12 protein-coding genes and 1 pseudogene are annotated in these 15,403 nt (G+C 66.1%); 8 read left to right on the top strand and 5 right to left on the bottom strand.

Annotated elements, in window-relative coordinates:
• Nucleotides 1–30 precede the first annotated feature (30 nt).
• Entirely contained in the window at nt 31–750 is a 720-nt protein-coding gene (locus ACXYX3_RS14190) for a hypothetical protein (RefSeq protein WP_458607952.1), read from the bottom strand.
• A gap of 993 nt (nt 751–1,743) precedes the next feature.
• Between ACXYX3_RS14190 and ACXYX3_RS14185 the strand changes: the two genes are divergently transcribed.
• The gene (locus tag ACXYX3_RS14185) at nt 1,744–4,869 is read left to right on the top strand and encodes a hypothetical protein (protein WP_458607951.1); all 3,126 of its coding nucleotides are present in this window, start codon (nt 1,744–1,746) and stop codon (nt 4,867–4,869) included.
• Nucleotides 4,870–4,981: 112 nt separating this feature from the next.
• Here ACXYX3_RS14185 and ACXYX3_RS14180 read toward each other — a convergent pair whose 3' ends face one another.
• Nucleotides 4,982–5,734 carry an SDR family oxidoreductase gene (locus ACXYX3_RS14180; protein WP_458607950.1) on the bottom strand — a complete coding sequence of 251 codons (753 nt, stop codon included), beginning with the start codon at nt 5,732–5,734 and terminating at the stop codon, nt 4,982–4,984.
• A 204-nt stretch (nt 5,735–5,938) separates the two neighbouring features.
• Between ACXYX3_RS14180 and ACXYX3_RS14175 the strand changes: the two are divergent.
• Nucleotides 5,939–7,159: pseudogene (locus ACXYX3_RS14175) on the top strand (amidohydrolase family protein).
• Between the two features lie 54 nt (nt 7,160–7,213).
• Here the strand turns inward: ACXYX3_RS14175 and ACXYX3_RS14170 are convergent.
• Entirely contained in the window at nt 7,214–8,293 is a 1,080-nt protein-coding gene (locus ACXYX3_RS14170) for an oxidoreductase (protein WP_458607949.1), read from the bottom strand.
• On the opposite strand from ACXYX3_RS14170, the gene ACXYX3_RS14165 reads away from it, so the two are divergent.
• The 6 genes from ACXYX3_RS14165 to ACXYX3_RS14140 all read left to right on the top strand — a co-directional run bounded on the left by ACXYX3_RS14165 (nt 8,276) and on the right by ACXYX3_RS14140 (nt 14,118).
• Nucleotides 8,276–8,926, top strand: coding sequence for a TetR/AcrR family transcriptional regulator (locus tag ACXYX3_RS14165; RefSeq protein WP_458607948.1), 651 nt, complete (start codon nt 8,276–8,278; stop codon nt 8,924–8,926). The two genes, ACXYX3_RS14170 and ACXYX3_RS14165, sit on opposite strands and share 18 nt — an antisense overlap.
• 992 nt (nt 8,927–9,918) lie before the next feature.
• Nucleotides 9,919–11,253: a DUF1214 domain-containing protein gene (locus tag ACXYX3_RS14160; RefSeq protein WP_458607947.1), complete on the top strand. Its 1,335-nt coding sequence runs from the start codon at nt 9,919–9,921 to the stop codon at nt 11,251–11,253.
• 133 nt (nt 11,254–11,386) lie between these two features.
• A complete protein-coding gene (locus tag ACXYX3_RS14155) occupies nt 11,387–12,442 on the top strand; it encodes a glucose 1-dehydrogenase (protein WP_458607946.1) in 1,056 nt (351 codons plus the stop codon).
• Between the two features lie 74 nt (nt 12,443–12,516).
• Nucleotides 12,517–13,425, top strand: a complete 909-nt coding sequence (locus ACXYX3_RS14150) for an LLM class flavin-dependent oxidoreductase (RefSeq protein ID WP_458607945.1) — start codon at nt 12,517–12,519, stop codon at nt 13,423–13,425.
• Nucleotides 13,426–13,447: 22 nt separating this feature from the next.
• Nucleotides 13,448–13,627 carry a hypothetical protein gene (locus ACXYX3_RS14145; RefSeq protein ID WP_458607944.1) on the top strand — a complete coding sequence of 60 codons (180 nt, stop codon included), beginning with the start codon at nt 13,448–13,450 and terminating at the stop codon, nt 13,625–13,627.
• A gap of 56 nt (nt 13,628–13,683) precedes the next feature.
• Nucleotides 13,684–14,118: a hypothetical protein gene (locus ACXYX3_RS14140; protein ID WP_458607943.1), complete on the top strand. Its 435-nt coding sequence runs from the start codon at nt 13,684–13,686 to the stop codon at nt 14,116–14,118.
• Here ACXYX3_RS14140 and ACXYX3_RS14135 read toward each other — a convergent pair.
• Both ACXYX3_RS14135 and ACXYX3_RS14130 read right to left on the bottom strand, forming a co-directional pair.
• Nucleotides 14,105–14,803, bottom strand: coding sequence for a GntR family transcriptional regulator (locus tag ACXYX3_RS14135; protein ID WP_241206357.1), 699 nt, complete (start codon nt 14,801–14,803; stop codon nt 14,105–14,107). The genes ACXYX3_RS14140 and ACXYX3_RS14135 overlap by 14 nt on opposite strands.
• Complete coding sequence (locus tag ACXYX3_RS14130; RefSeq protein ID WP_458607942.1) at nt 14,800–15,327, bottom strand: HD family phosphohydrolase; 528 nt, start codon at nt 15,325–15,327, stop codon at nt 14,800–14,802. Before ACXYX3_RS14130 ends, ACXYX3_RS14135 begins: the two co-directional genes overlap by 4 nt.
• Between the last annotated feature and the right edge of the window lie 76 nt (nt 15,328–15,403).

Below are 15,403 nucleotides of genomic sequence, written 5' to 3'. Positions count from 1 at the left end.
CGCCCTCTCAGCGCCCTCAGATTCCCACGGTCACTCGAAGGCGAAGTCGGAAAGGTCCACCGAGACGATCAGGGGTTCAGCGGCCGCAGTGTTGTCGTCGTTTCGCGGAAAAATGCGCAACTTCGAGGGCAACACGATTCCCTGCACGGTTACAGGTTCGAGCAGATAGCGAGCCGCGGGGTTGCTGCCTTGAATGTCCACATCGTAATCGTGGCGACGCAGCAGTCCTGTTTCGTCGACGTAGAAGGTCTGGATCGTGCTGTGGGTGGCGATGTCTTGGGGGAAGGTTACGCGCAGCCGTCGCCAGGTCTCTCCGTTCTCGGTCCACGGGTCGACCTCCTCGGCGATGACCCCTGGTTGCGCCAGGATGAACGGAGATGTCAGGTAAGTCCACATGGTGTATCCGGCGAAATAGGCGACCTGCGCGGTACTCCAGGGCGTCTCCATGACGTATCCGGCGAACGAGTCACGGGGTTCGTCGAGCTGCTCGACCACCTCACCCGCGGGCGTTTCGATGGTGACGCGCTTCGGGGTGAACTGAGAGCGGTGACCGGTGGGGGCGAAAGGCCAGTGTGACACCCACTCTCGGTTGAGGTCGACGCGGACGGTCGCCTCCTGCAATACCGTCGGCTGGCCCTTGAGCCCCCACAGCACACCGCCCTGGCTCAGTCGGGCGTTCAGGAACGCGAACTGACGGAACCGGTCGAGGCCGCCGTGCGCATCGAACATCACATCAACCAGGTCAGTCATCTTGTCTCCTCGAAAGGGTGCACCGCGTAGGGATTCACGATGGGAAGGAACTGATTCAGTTCAGCTCCATACAATGACTCTGGGCCATCGTCAGCCGACCAGGCATCCGTCAGATGACTACGTATCGGTGCCCTTGGACGTGGTCAGCGCAGCGAGGAGCGGATGTGCCGGTTGTTACCGCGCGTGGAATACGTCTTCTGGACATGAGCCCGCGCGGTGCTGTCACCACCGCACTGCTCACCCTCGATCAGCCGTCAGTCGAGCCGGATGTGAGAATTGAAGTCGTTCGGCGACAACAATTGTCGTTTCGCGACGACGACCACCCCCGCGACACTCAGAGGTCGAGCACGATCCGCAGTGCCGCGCCAACGCGGCGCATCTCGTCAAAGCTGAGGAATCCGACAGTTTTTCCCGAGCCGGCCCGTGCAGAGGCCGCCACTGATCCGACTACGTGAGAACCCACCTCCGAACGACGACCTCTCTGATGCGGCGGACGGCCGCGCCGAACGAAACACCACCTTGGACCCGACCGCACCCGAGGGCGCGGCCGGACCCGTTCCTCGCTGGCATCGAAACTGTATCGGCCTACCGTCGTTCTCGCAGTACCGTGAAGCCGGATCCCGATCGGTGGGAAACGGCTTTGCCGCAGGGCGCAGCGGATCAGAACCCCGCGTCAAATACACGACACAGTACCTACGTTGCGGATTGAAATGTCCCCTACCGTTTCTTCGTCAATTTGCTGACAAGTAATTTTCACCACCGTAAAGTCGACCGCGTTCGGGACGCGCGATCGTCGTCGACCGGTACCGGTCACGCGCAAAGGCGTCCACGTCACTGATGATTTCGGGGGTCTCTATGTCTGTTGATGCTGCGCCGAGTGCGGCCGACCACGGCGATTTTTCTTCTCTTCCGAGGCGGACCAAAGGGGCGCACCGACGGTCAGAGAGCTTCGCCGTTCGGAGGTGGTTACTCGCCGGCGTCGCCTCTGCGGGCATGGGTACTGCCCTGTTCCTGACCGTGCCCCAGGCGGCTGCCCATGCCGACGAGGGCACCTCGGCATCTTCGGACAGTCACGCTTCTTCTCAGACATCAGGTCCTTCGGCAACGACCCGTGATCGCGCATCGACCCCCGCGGCCGACCGACGTACTGCCGCGAAACAGGAACGTGCAGGACGCATCTCCGACGCAGCTGAGCGCCGCGCGGAACGACGCAACACCCTGAACTCGTCCGCGGATGACAGCGCGGCAGACCCCGCTCCTTTCTGGCGATCCACGGCGACCGCAGCGACACCGCGTCAGCCCAAGGTCGTCCTCTTCGGCGACGGCACGGCCGAGCGTCCCAACGGCGGCCTCATCGTCGGCGACGGCTACTCGTGGACGTCCGAGACCTGCACCGGTGTCTCTGCGTGCGACGGTGGCCGAGGCGGCTTCTTCGGCGACGGCGGCGCCGGCTACAACGGCGGCAAGGGCGGGTCCGCCGGTGCCTACGGCGACGGCGGAGCAGGCGGAAACGGAGTCGTAGGGGTCAACGGCGGCGACGGCGGTGACGGCGGCGCCGGCGGCCGGATCCGCGGCAATGGCGGCGAGGGCGGAGACGGCGCCACGACGGTCGACGGATCGCGCGGGGGGCGCGGCGGCTCCGCCGGCGCGAACGGTGATGGTGGAAACGGCGGTGCGGGCGGCACGTCGACCGGGGCCTCGACCGGCGGCGCGGGCGGCGCAGGAGGAACAGGCGGCCTCATCCGTGGCGACGGCGGAGCCGGCGGTGTCGGCGGCAACGCAATCCTCAACGGCCAGAACGCAGGTGCCGGTGGCCGAGGCGGCGACACCGGCACCTTCTCGATGAGCGGCTACGCCGGCGCGGGTGGCACCGGCGGCAAGGCCACCTACGGCGGCCGGGGCGGCGACGGCGGAGACGCCGGACTGCTCGCCCTGTTCGCCATGGGCGGCGCCGGCGGCCGCGGCGGCGACAGCCCCGATGAAGGTTTCGGATCCGATCACGGCGGCGACGGCGGCCACGGCGGCCGCGGCGGCAGGATGAGCGGCAACGGCGGCGACGGCGGCGCCGGAGGCGAAGGTGGCGGCGACGGCGGCAACGGCGGCAACGCAGGCAAGATGTCCTTCCTCGGACGCGGCGGCGACGGCGGCGATGGCGGTATCGGCCAGACAGGCATCGTCGGCACCAATGGCTCGGCCTCCCAGCTCGACGGCGGAAACGGCCAGGCAGGTGGCCAGGGCGGCGCCGGCGGTAACGGCGGCAACGGCAGCATGCTCATGGGCCTCGGCGGCAACGGCGGGGCCGGCGGCACCGGCGGCACCGGCGGCCAGGGCGGCCAGGGCCGCAGGGGCCCCGACACCAGCACTGGCCCGGGCACTGACGGCGGCCGAGGCGGCAACGGCGGTTCCGGCGGCGCAGGAGGTTCCCTCGGCGGCGCGGCCGGGACGGGCGGAATGTTCTTCGTCATCCGCACGGACGGACAGGCCGGCGCCAGCGGCTCCGGCGGCCAGGGCGGCGCCGGCGGCCAGGGCGGCAGGGGCGGCTGGACGACGGCCGCCGGTGAGAACGGCGGTTCCGGCGGCGCCGGCGGGAATGGTGGCGCCGGGGCTGCGGGCGGAGCAGGCTCCAGCGGTGGCAACGGCGGCGCCGGTGGGCTTGGCGGCGAAGGAGCCTACGGGGCTGACACCGGGGGTCGTGGCGGGCGCGGCGGCGACGGCGGCACCGGCGGGACCGGCGGCCTCGGAACGGCGACGCTCGATCCGGGCGAAGGTGGGACAGGTGGCGAGGCAGGCGACGGCGGAGCCGGAGGAACCGGGGCCGTCTCCCCCGGCGACGGCGGTGACGGTGGCGACGGCGGAACCGGCGGAACGGGAGGAACGCCCGGCGGTGCGGGTGGTGCGGGCGGCCAGCTCGGCTCCGGCGGCGTCGGTGGAACAAAGCGCGACGACCCGACCGTTCAGGGTGCCAGCGGCTCGGACGGCAGCGCGGGCGCCCAGGGCGCCGCAGGTGCCAGTTCCGTTGCGGCGCAATCGACTGCGCCGCCGGCCAAGTCACCCTTCGCCGAACTCGCCCGTCGGTGGGCGTACGTCTACTTCAACCGGGCACCGTCGGCATCGCCGGAGACAGGACCGCAGACGGGCGACAACAAGCAGATCGTCATCGACATGAACGGCCAGAGCAACAACGGATACGACGTCACCTACACCGTGACGAGCGGGCCCCGCTACGGCACGCTCGTCGCCGGCGACGAACCCGGGACGTACACCTACATCGTCGATCCGGCGCTGGTTCGGCCGGGGATGCAGGACAGTTTCGTGATCACGCTCGACAACGGGGTTCAGGCGGTTCGCCCCGGACTGGCCGGCGTGCTGCAGAAGCAGCGCCATGACCGGGCCGTCGAGAAGGGCTTCGCACAGGCGGACACGGTCGAACAGCTGGTCACGATCAGGGTCCTCGGTGACGGCGTCTACGGCGACGTCGCCGAGGGCAACAAGTACTGGGTCAGCCAGAGCTTCTCCAACTGCGCTCTCCAGGCCAGTGCGTCCGCGATCGGCATTGCGACCAAGACGACCCCGCCGACCGAGGCCGAGATGGTGTACCTGGCCAAAACCACCGGCAGTGTGGTCAGGCCGGGAAGCATGATCTTCCTCGACGAGAACATCGACGAGGGAGCCGCTACCCAGGACCTGCCCACCCTGATGGAGCAGTACTTCGCCGTCACGGCGACCTACTCCACGGGCGCGACGGTCGACGAGAACGGTGACACCGTGTTGCCGACGACACTCGATGCGCAACGGCAGCTGCGTGACCTCGAAGCCGCTCTCGCACAAGGCAAGTCAGCCGTGGTGGTCTACTCGACGAACATCGTCTGGACGGCCGTCGCCGGCAGTGGGCCAGAGGGTCAGGACGGCTACTTCACCCTCGATCACGCCGCGGTGGTCACCGAGGTCGATCTCGCCAACGGCGTCGTCTACGTCAACGACAGCTCGATGACCGACGACGACGGACAGCTGATCGGCCGAGGCAAGAAGCTGCCGATCGGTGTGTTCCTCTCGGGCTGGCAGGCCAGCAACTACGACATGGTCATCGTCGAAGCGCGCACCTCCGCGGTCGAGGTCTGAGGTCGTCGACCGCCGGGCCCGTGCGGGTCCGGCGGTGCGGCTCCCGCCCACCCCGGCGCATCGAATATCGCCGATGGGTGGAGTCATACTGAGGGGCCACACCTGGCCGTCGCTATACGATCTGCTCGGTGGGTCGCAGGAGAATCTCGTTCACCGCGGCATGAGGCGGTTGAGTGACCATGTAGGTGATGGCGCCGGCCACGTCCGTCGGGTTCAGTGGCACGCCAGTTGTCGCGTCGGGCGCGTTCTTGGCGCCACCGGTGGTCATCTCGGTGCGTACCACGCCGGGTTCGACGAGGCCCACGCGAACCTGTTTGCTCGCCAGTTCCTGCCGCAGTGCCTCGCTGAACGCTCCGACGGCATGCTTGGTCGCAGCATAGACGTTACTGCTGGGAGCTGGAACTCGCCGTCCTGCAACCGAACTGATACTCACGATGTCGGCGACACCCCGAGATCCCTTCGCGGCGTTCACCATATACGGCAGCGCAGCGTGGGTGACATTGAGCACTCCCCCGACGTTGATGTCGATCATGCGATGCCAGTCGGAGAGCTCGGCACCCATGGCGGGTCCGTTGGCCAGGAAACCGGCATTGTTCACCAACACATCGATGCGTCCCTGCTCGTCGCCGATAGCCCTGACGACGTGTTCGACGCCCGCTGCATCCGCGACGTCGACCTCGTAGGGCACCGCTTGTCCTCCGTCGGAGGCGATGACATTCACGAGGTCGTCCAACCGGTCGATTCGCCTGGCGAGCACCGATACTTTCGCGCCCTCCGCGGCCAGCGCCCTAGCGGTCGCCCAACCGATACCGCTCGAAGCACCTGATACCACCGCAACGGCACCCGTCAGCTGCAACCTGGTCATCGACCATCCTCCTCAAGCCGCCCAATTCTGTTGCAAACAACAGCGGTAGCCAGCTCATTCCTCGTTCCACCTGCGGCGACTCGATATTGTGCTCGCGCTAGCCCGCTTCGACTTCCGTCGCGTCAAGGCCCGCGACGTGAGAATCAATGTCCGTGGTGCAGGAGACCCCCACCAACCCGGGAGGTTATCCCCCGTGACACCCGAATGTCCGAGCAGCATGCTGTGTTCATGGCAGGGGTGGCGAGACCTCGACAAGGCATTGCAACATCGGAGCGAAATGGCATGACGATGAGCGAAGAATCCCGAGGGACGCCTCTGGTGCGGCGTCGCAGCATTCTGGGCGGCGTCGCAGCACTAAGTGCCGGTGCGGGGCTGTCCGCTTGTGCCGCGGGACGCGGTGACCCGGCGACAGACGACGGGGATATCTCGTCGCGGGATCAAGACCTGCCCATCATTGCCGCGGAAGAGACCTACTCCACCGGCGAACTGATAGCCCTGAACGCGATCAACGACGATCACGTGGAGTACCTGCGGGGAATCGGTCTCGCCGAAATCGGGCCAGGCCGCATCGGCGCGATGAACGAGGCCGGCATCACCATCGGGATTCTGTCCGCGCATACGCCAGGCGCCCAGGATCTCGCTGGTCGTGAGGGTATCGATTTGGCCTTCCGGCTCAACAAGATGGTCGCCGATGGTCCGATGACCACCTACCCGGGGCGGTACCAAGCCTTCGCCACCCTGCCATTGCGGGACCCCACGGCATCAGCGGACGAATTGGAGCGCGCTGTCCGTGAAGACGGCTTCGTCGGTGCCATGACCAATGGATTCGTCGGCCCGAAGTTCCTCGACCACCAGGATTTCGAACCCGTTCTGGCACGTGCCGCGGCACTTGGTGTTCCGCTATACCTGCACCCGGGTTTCCCCCCGAAAGAAGTGTTCGACATCTATTAACGTATCGAGCGTCCCGGATACAACAACCGGTATCAGGACTACATCTTCAGTGGTTCAGGGTACGGGTGGCACCAAGAGGTGCTCACCCAATCGCTTCGACTGATCATGTCGGGGGTGTTCGACAGGTTCCCCACCCTCCAGATGATTGTCGGCCACATGGGAGAGGGTCTGCCGTTCTTCTACGACCGCATTGTCGAAGATCTGGGCGAATCGACCGAAGGGTCTCTCGACAAGCCACTAGGACAATATTTCAACGACAACTTCTGGTTCACCACGAGTGCGTTCTTTCAGGATGAGTTGCTTTTTCTCCAGCTGAAGTGCATCGGTGCGGATCGAGTGATGTTCGCAACCGACTACCCGTTCGCAAACATGAAGGACGGAACCGACTGGCTCCGCGCGGTGAATTTGCCACGAGACACGAAGGAGAAGATCGCATTCCGGAACGCGGAGAAATTGTTCGGCATCCGAGTGTGACGCATCGATGCCGGCGCGGCGGTGAGGCGCCCGTGGACGCTTCCGACACGAGGATCAGTTCGTGGCGATTTGCGCTCCGTCGGCGAAATCGGTACTGCGCGAGAGTGTTTCCCATCGGCGGATGTCGTCGTCGACGGCCGTGCGGGCGGCCGATACCAGCCGCAGCGCGTCCGAACCCAGGAGCAGATGCGCCGGCGGTTGATCGACATCGAGGATCGACAGGACAGCTTCGGCTGCGTTCGCGGGGTTGCCGAGCTGGTTCCCGCTCGCGTTCAGCCGCGCGGTACGGATGGGGCCGAACAGCTCGTCGTAGTCGGCGATGCTGTGCGTGGCGCGGGTCATCGAGCGACCGGCCCAGTCGGTGCGGAACGAACCCGGGGCGATCGCGGTGACGCGGATACCGAACGCGGAGACTTCCTGACGGATGCTTTCCAGCATGCCTTCGACGGCGAACTTGCTGGCACAGTAGGCCGACATGCCAGGGACCGCCATGAGCCCGCCCATCGACGTGACCGCCATCAGATGGCCGGCGCGTCGCTGGCGCATGAAGGGAAGCACGGACTGCAGAGTGGCGGCCACACCGAAGACGTTGGTCGCGAACTGCGCACGCATCTCGGCGATGGATGTTTCCTCGAAGATGCCCTCGACGCCGTAGCCGGCATTTGCGATGGCGACGTCGATAGGGCCGACGGTCGACTCGACGTCGACGACGGTCCGGGCGACCGCTGCGTCATCGGTCACATCGAGTGTGCGGGCGTATGCACGTTCCGGCGAGCGCGCCTCGAAAGCCGCTGCATCCGAGGACTTGCGCACAGTGCCCACCACACGGTGCCCGGCGTCAAGGGCTGCCTCGGCGAACGCTCGCCCGAGCCCTGTGCTTACTCCGGTGATCAAAATCGTGCGCATGCCGCCTCCGCGATCTCGGTATAATACTAAGCATAGTGTCGAATAAAATAAGCACAACGTCAAGTTTTGAGTATTGGTCTGGCATCCGAGCCCACACCGCAAACAGTGTTGACGTACAAGGGATGACGCTGCTCGCCGGCAGGCCGCGCCACGGTGTCGATTGACCTTTCCCTGTCCGCTGCCGAAAATAATCAGCACGATGTCGACTTCATGGAGGTTGAGAGCCATGCCGGAAAAGATCGAACACTGGATCGCCGCCAGGTGAATCGGCGGCGATCGACCATGCCGCGCAAGGGAGACCTGCGTCGCGAGGCCATTTTGGACGCGACTGAAGATCTTCTGGAAACGATCGGCTACGAGGCGATGACGATTTCAGACATCGCCGATGGTGCGGGTATCACCCGCGGTGCTCTGTACTTCTACTTCGGCTCGAAACAAGAGATCATCACCGCCCTCTTCGCACGGTACGTCGAGGTCCTTCAGGAAAAGTCGCGTGACGCCGCGGCGGACGCTGCCACAGGGAGTGCGGCCATCGACACCGCGATGGAGCGGACGGAAGCACTGTGGCGCGAGCATGGTGTGGTGATGCGCACGGCAATCGACCTCGCATCCACCATCGAAGAGCTCGACACACTGTGGGCCAGTACCGCTGAGCTGTTCACCGACGCCATCCGCACCATCTTGGAGCACATGGGTGTCCCACCGGGGTCGGGAATCGACGAATCGTCGGCGATCGCCAACGCATTGTGCTGGATGATCGAACGGAATTTCTATCAAGCGTCACGAGGCTCGAAAAAAGAACTGTCGAGGGCCAGGCGAACGTGCGCCGAGATCTGGCGGCGGGCCGCGCAGACTCAATGAATTCGTCTGACGTACAGCATTTCTCGAGTTCGCCCGCCATCGCCTGACTCCCCCGCCGGTGGTGGCGCGACTCGCTCGGCGGTCGGGAGCCACTTCATGGACCCCTGCAGTCCAAAGCGGCTGTCCCAGTCCTGCGAATCGACTACCTCCGGATATGCGCGATGAGCTATCGCGAGAAGCCTCCCCACGCGTGGTGTGACCGCTGTTACATTCTGCCCTGAGCGACACAGCCCGTAGTTGCGCAATGTCACAAGGGAGTGATCATGGGCCAGTCGGCGACGGCATCCGACGGAACAGCTGGCACCGCTTTACCGTCTGCGAACGAATCCTCCGGCAGGCGGGTGCAGACCGCCAGGGGCAGGCAGCCGAAAAGTGCAATGCGATATGCGAACTGGGTCGGTCGCGTCGGCGTACTGGCACTCTTCCTCGGTGTCGGCACGGTCATCTCTGTGTCGGGAGTTGCTCACGCGGACACGGACAGCGACTCCTCGAGCAAGTCTGCTGTGGGAGCCCCTCACGAGAGGTCGATGCGGGTTGCCGGACCGTCGACGTCGTCTCAGGCGAGACCCACACAGCGCATGTCGTTCCCCCGGCCGAACTCGAGAACGTCCGCACGGGAGTCGGGTGGCCGACGCACCCGGGCGCATGGACGATCCGATGCCCCGCATCAGGCGGTGAAGCCGGATATCGCTCCTAACGCGCCACGCGTCGCAGCACGATCGACAATCACGCGGTCGGCTACCAGACACGCCACGCCGGCGGACATCTCCGACACACTGCTGGTCACGCTGAACGCAGGCGTCAACCGGCGTGATCCCGAGCGGACGATCACGACGAACGCAGTACCGCTCTCTGACCGATCGACCCCCCGAGCGTCCGCGACGTCGCAGCGGAGACCACTGGCGGACGCATCCAATCCCCTCGCGACGCGTGAGCAGCGCAGAGCCGAAAGAATCGCTGAACGCACCGTCAGATCCCTGCCGGTGCGATTGATGAAGGTCGTGCTGAGGCTTCAGTTCAGGGCGGCCGTTCACCGCCAATTCGCTTCGGTGGGCGGTCCCGACGCGGCGAATCTCGAGTTACTCGACGACGCGGTCGATCAGTTCGCCCGGTTCTCGTCGTTCAGCCAGCAATTATTGAATCCGATGGCGCCCGCGTTCATTTGGGCGGACAATCCCCCGCACAGCTGGTTCGGCACGAGTTCGGGTGACTCCCGGTACCTCTACGACAACCCCGACACCATCTATCGGTTCGCCGGGGTGAACCAGAACGCGTCCTACGTCATCACCGGGCGGTTCCACAACTACGATCCCCATGATCCTGCGGGCACTCTGCCCGCCGACACCACGTTCAGCGTCGTCGAAGGAACCTCGGGAACGACGTCCTCGATCCTCAGTGCCGACGACATGGAGATCGCAGCAGACGGAAGCTTCGTGATCACGGTCAGCGGCGAACCGGCCGAGCCAGGACAGACCAATCACATCCGGCTGACCTCCACTTCCACTGTCCTGCTTGCACGTAACACGCTCGGCGATTGGAACGTCGAGGAACCCATGAGCCTGTCGATCCAGAAGGTCACGGGACCCCGGAACAGTCTGTTCTCTCAACTGGGGGGTTTCGCCTTCGTCGGAGCGAGGATCAACTCCAACCCTCTGCTGGTGTCGTTGGTGTCGGTGGTGCCGCCGTCCTTCCTTGCTGGAACGCCTCTGGTGCGCGGCGTCTTCACCGCGCTGATCATGGTGGTGCGGGGCGCCCAAGAGCAGGAAAAGTACATGGCTCTGGCCACCACCGATCCGGCGACCGGCGCACCGAAGCCGGTCAACGTCATACCGGAGCCGAGTAGCAACGCCGAATTCTTGGCGAACCAGCGGCAGAGTATCGGCAACTTCTCGCTCGCCGACGATCAAGCCCTGGTCGTGACGATAGATCCCGGCAGTGCCGAGTACTTCACCGTACCGGTGTACAGCGACTGGACGACGACGACCGACTTCTGGACTCAGCAGACGAGCCTCAACAACGAGCAGGCCCGAAGGAATCCGGATGGGACCTACACCGTCGTGATCTCGCCGACCGACACCGGTGTGTACAACTGGATCTCCACCGGTGGACTGAACCAGGGCATCATCGCTGCTCGCTTCCAGCGCATCGACCCAGACAGCACCACCATGCCGAGGATCGTCAGCCAGCAGGTGGTGCCGGTGAGCGAGATCGCAGCCCTTCTCCCGGCTGACCCGTACTACTTCGTCACCGAGGAGCAACGCGCTGCGCAGCTTGCTGTTCGCGCGGCGGGCTACGCACGGCACTTCGCGCCGTACCCGCAGGTGTGAAGCCGGTCGTGACACTGCGAATCGAGTCGATTCACGAAGCGCAATGATGCCGAAGGCGCTTTCAGCCGAAATGTAGTTGTAGTACAGCAATAATTGTTGTTTGGCATGAATGTCGCACGGCAATCATGTCGTCATGCGAGCACTGACCGTGCAGCCCGGCGTGGCTGATTCACTCGACGTCACCGAGATGCCCGATCCCGTTGCGGGCCCCGGCGAGCTGTTGGTGGACGGTCTGGCGATCGGAGTGTGCGGCACCGACAGAGAGATCGTTGCCGGCGACTACGGCTGGGCGGCGCCGGGTCGGGACCGACTCGTGCTCGGTCACGAATCACTGGGCCGCGTCGCCTCTGCCCCGGCGGAAAGTCGATTCCATCCCGGAGATCTGGTGGTGGGCGTCGTGCGCCGGCCGGATCCGGAACCGTGCCCCGCCTGCGCGCGGGGCGAATTCGACATGTGCCGCAACGGCCGTTACACCGAGCGCGGCATCAAGGAACGTGACGGATACGGCAGCCGGCGGTGGGTTGTCGAGTCGGACTACGCCGTTGCGGTGCCGGCGCACCTCGAGGACTCCGGGATGCTGCTCGAACCGACCACGGTGGTGGCGAAGGCATGGGAACAGGTCCAGCGGGTGGGCGAGAGGGCCTACTTCGCCCCGCATCGTGCATTGATCACCGGCGCCGGACCGGTGGGCCTCCTCGCGGCACTTCTCGGGGTGCAGCGCGGGCTCGACGTGCACGTGCTCGACAGGGTCACCGACGGCCCGAAGCCGGCTCTCGTCCGTGCGCTGGGAGCCGAATACCATCACGACGACATCGTTTCCGTCGGTGAGGCACTTCGTCCCGACGTCGTCATCGAGGCGACCGGCGCCGGGCACGTCGTCTTCGGCGCGATGGCCACGACGGCGACCTACGGCATCGTGTGCCTGACGGGGGTCTCGCCCACCGGGCGGTCACTGACGATCGACGCCGGCGCAGTCAACCGCGACATCGTGTTGGGCAACGACGCAGTCGTGGGGTCGGTGAACGCCAACCTGCGCCACTACCACCACGCTGTCGACGCATTGGCCCGTGCGGACAAGGACTGGCTGGCGAGCCTCATCAGCCGCCGCGTTCCGTTGAGCCGGTACCGCGAGGCCTTCGCGCGGCGTCGCGACGACGTCAAGGTCGTCATCACGCTCGACGAGGACTGACAGCGCAGCCGCGGACATGGCTGATTCAGCCCCTGCCGCCGCCGCGTGCGGGCGCTGATTCCTAGACTGGGCGAGTGCGCTTCTCCCTCTGGCCGTCGACAACGTATCCGTGGAACGACGTGGTCGAACTGGCGCAGTTCGCAGACGACGGATTCTGGCATTGCGTCTACGTGGCCGACCACTTCATGTCACCAGACGACAAGCCCGGCCAGGCGAGCAGTTGGCTGGAGGCCACCGCCGTGATGGCCGCGCTGGCCGCCGTCACGTCGAAGATCCGGCTGGCCAACCTGGTGCTGTCGATGACCTTCCGGCACCCGGCAGTGCTCGCGAATTTCGCGGTGACGGCTGACCACATCAGCAAGGGCCGCTTCACACTCGGGCTGGGTGCGGGCTGGCAGGTCACCGAACACGAGCACTACGGCCTGGAGTTGGGCGAGCCAAGGGAGCGGGTCGACCGCTTCGCCGAGGGGCTCGCTGTGATCTCGGGGCTGCTGACGAAGGAGACGACGACTCTCGACGGGCAGTACTACCAACTGACCGAGGCGCTGTGTGAGCCGAAGCCGGTGCAGTCGCCGCTGCCGCTGCTTGTCGGCGGGACGGGCCCACGGATGTTGCGACTGATCGCGCGGCACGCCCACGAATGGAACCAGTGGTCGGCACCGGGCGGGTTCGCCGAGCGGTCGGCGGCCCTGGACGCGGCGTGCGAACGAGAGGGCCGTGATCCAGCCACCGTGCGGCGCTCCACGCAGGCCCTCGTGATGGTCACCGATTCGGCCGAGGCCGAGGCCAAGGCAAAGGCGGCCGCTAAATCGACCCCGCAACCTGTGGTCTACGGTCCCCCGGCGCGAATCGCGGAGGCCGCGGCGACCTGGCGCGACGAGGGCGTCGACGAGGTGATCGTCCCCGACTTCGCGATGCCCCGCGGTGAGGCGCGGCTGGACACCTACCGGGCGTTGGCTGAGGCGTTCGCGCCGCTGGCCTGACCGGGAGGTGGACAATGGCGTCATGTCCGCTGCAGTCTGGATCATCATCGGGGTGATTGCCCTCGGTACCGTCGCCGCGGGCTTGGTGCGGATGCGGGCCTGGTTGCAGAAGCCGGTTCCGCCCGAGGTCATCGAAGCCGCCCACCGCGACGACGACGACGAAGCGACCGACAACGACATCACCGACCGAGGCGCCACGTAGGTTCCAGGCGCCACACTTCCCCTGCAGCGAAGCCGAATAGCTGCGAGAGTGAGCAGGTGTCGGGTGCACGTGCCATCTCCGCGGTCTACGGCCGGCGGTTGTGCGCAGTGGCGGCCGCGTGCTCGGCGGCCCTTCACGCGATGATGATCGTTCACGCCGACAGCCCGACAGCGAAGGTGCTGATCGTCGCCATGGCGGGGGCGTGCCTGTTCTGCGCCTACGAGATGTGGCGGGCATGCGGACCGCGAACGTGGGCCGTGGTGGCTGTCATGAACTTGGCCATGGTCGGAGCGCACTGGTCCATGCCCGCCCATCACCACGGCACGGGGGTGACGCTCGCCCACCAGCCGATGCCGTCGCTGATGGGATTGGCGACCGCTGTGTCGCTGAGTGAGGCACTGATTGCCGCCGTGGTGCTCCATGCGATCACGAGACGACGGAATCCCCTGCTCTACGCGACAGCCAGTGCTGACCCGGCTAGCGATCGGTGAGCGTGGCCTCGAAGGCCACGCGGTCGCCCCGGTAGAGTGCCCGCACGACCTCGATCGGCCGGCCGTCGGTGTCTACCGAGCGGCGGTTGAGGAGCAACATCGGCATCGCCGTCGTGGACTCCAGCAGCCCTGCCTCCCGCGGCGAGGGCAGCACGGTCTCGATGCGCTCGGTCGCCTCGCCGAACACCACCCCGCGCTGTCGGATCGCCGCGTAGAGGGAGGTGGTCGGATCGAAATCCTCTGCCAGCGAAGCGAATCGGTGCAGCGGTAGGTAGCTGCTCTCCAGGCCGATCCGTGCCCCGTCGGCGAGTAGCACGCGTTCGAGATGCATGACCCGCGATGTCGGCGCGACGTCGAGTGCGGCGGTGATCCCAGCATCGACGGTGACCCTGTCCCAGCTGACGAGCAGACGACCGGGGGTGCGGCCCATCCTCTGCGCGCCCTCGGTGTAGGACTTCAGCGAGAGCGGCTGCACGAGTTTGGGCCGTGAGACCACGGTGCCGCGGCCACGCCGCTCGATGCGACCCTCGACGAGGAGCTCGTGCACGGCCTGTCGCACCGTGTCGCGGGCGACGCCGAAACGCAGCGCGAGTTCGCGTTCCGGCGGAAAGGCGTCGCCTTCGCGCAGACCCGCGAGAATCTCGTCGAGACCGGTGCGTACGACGTACGGTTTCGGCAGGCTCATCGGGCCACGCGGCGGGCGATCGCGAGCACGGTGTCCAGCGGCGCGGTGTTGGCACCGGGAACCTTTGCCGCATCGTCGAATCGCCGCAGCCGCAACGCATCCGCGCACCAGGGGTGCGCCGCGAGCACGGGATCGACAGCGGCTCCCCCCTGTTCCTCCAATGACGTCCGAGACACGGGGCTCAGAGCGGCAGCGTAATCGGCGTCGGTCGCCGCGAGGTGGCGCTTGGCGGCCACGTGGGCGCCGGCCAGCCACGCCACCCGCTCGCCGAAACGCGGCCGCAGCCACCGGCTCGCGAGCCCGGAGTGATCGCCGATGCCCGGCCCGCCGAGCAACGGACTGTGGCCGATGTCGTGCAGCGCGGCAGCAAGAACCAGCTCGTCGTCGGCATCGTCGTCCAGCGCACGAGCGGCGCACTGCAGGGCATGGTCCCACTCATCGACCTCGACCTCGTCCCACACCCCGCGAAGGGACTGAAGGACACCGGCCACGTCCGCACATGCCAGGTCGGATCTGTGTGTCATGCCCAGACCATACCCTAGATTGGTCTATACCAATTGTTCACCTTCTGTTCCCACCCCCTCAATCGCCGGGCTGCGG

The organism is Mycobacterium sp. Panama NTM2 (assembly GCF_054355555.1).
The sequence above is the reverse complement of the archived record's forward strand: the minus strand, read 5'-3'. Positions and strand labels throughout refer to the sequence as shown.

Coding starts and splice junctions, on each gene's coding strand:
- ACXYX3_RS14145 (WP_458607944.1), top strand. CDS start 13,448: ATGTCCGCTGCAGTCTGGATCATCATCGGGGTGATTGCCCTCGGTACC.
- ACXYX3_RS14155 (WP_458607946.1), top strand. CDS start 11,387: ATGCGAGCACTGACCGTGCAGCCCGGCGTGGCTGATTCACTCGACGTC.
- ACXYX3_RS14135 (WP_241206357.1), bottom strand. CDS start 14,803: ATGAGCCTGCCGAAACCGTACGTCGTACGCACCGGTCTCGACGAGATT.
- ACXYX3_RS14130 (WP_458607942.1), bottom strand. CDS start 15,327: ATGACACACAGATCCGACCTGGCATGTGCGGACGTGGCCGGTGTCCTT.
- ACXYX3_RS14190 (WP_458607952.1), bottom strand. CDS start 750: ATGACTGACCTGGTTGATGTGATGTTCGATGCGCACGGCGGCCTCGAC.
- ACXYX3_RS14185 (WP_458607951.1), top strand. CDS start 1,744: ATGGGTACTGCCCTGTTCCTGACCGTGCCCCAGGCGGCTGCCCATGCC.
- ACXYX3_RS14180 (WP_458607950.1), bottom strand. CDS start 5,734: ATGACCAGGTTGCAGCTGACGGGTGCCGTTGCGGTGGTATCAGGTGCT.
- ACXYX3_RS14160 (WP_458607947.1), top strand. CDS start 9,919: ATGAAGGTCGTGCTGAGGCTTCAGTTCAGGGCGGCCGTTCACCGCCAA.
- ACXYX3_RS14170 (WP_458607949.1), bottom strand. CDS start 8,293: ATGGCTCTCAACCTCCATGAAGTCGACATCGTGCTGATTATTTTCGGC.
- ACXYX3_RS14165 (WP_458607948.1), top strand. CDS start 8,276: ATGGAGGTTGAGAGCCATGCCGGAAAAGATCGAACACTGGATCGCCGC.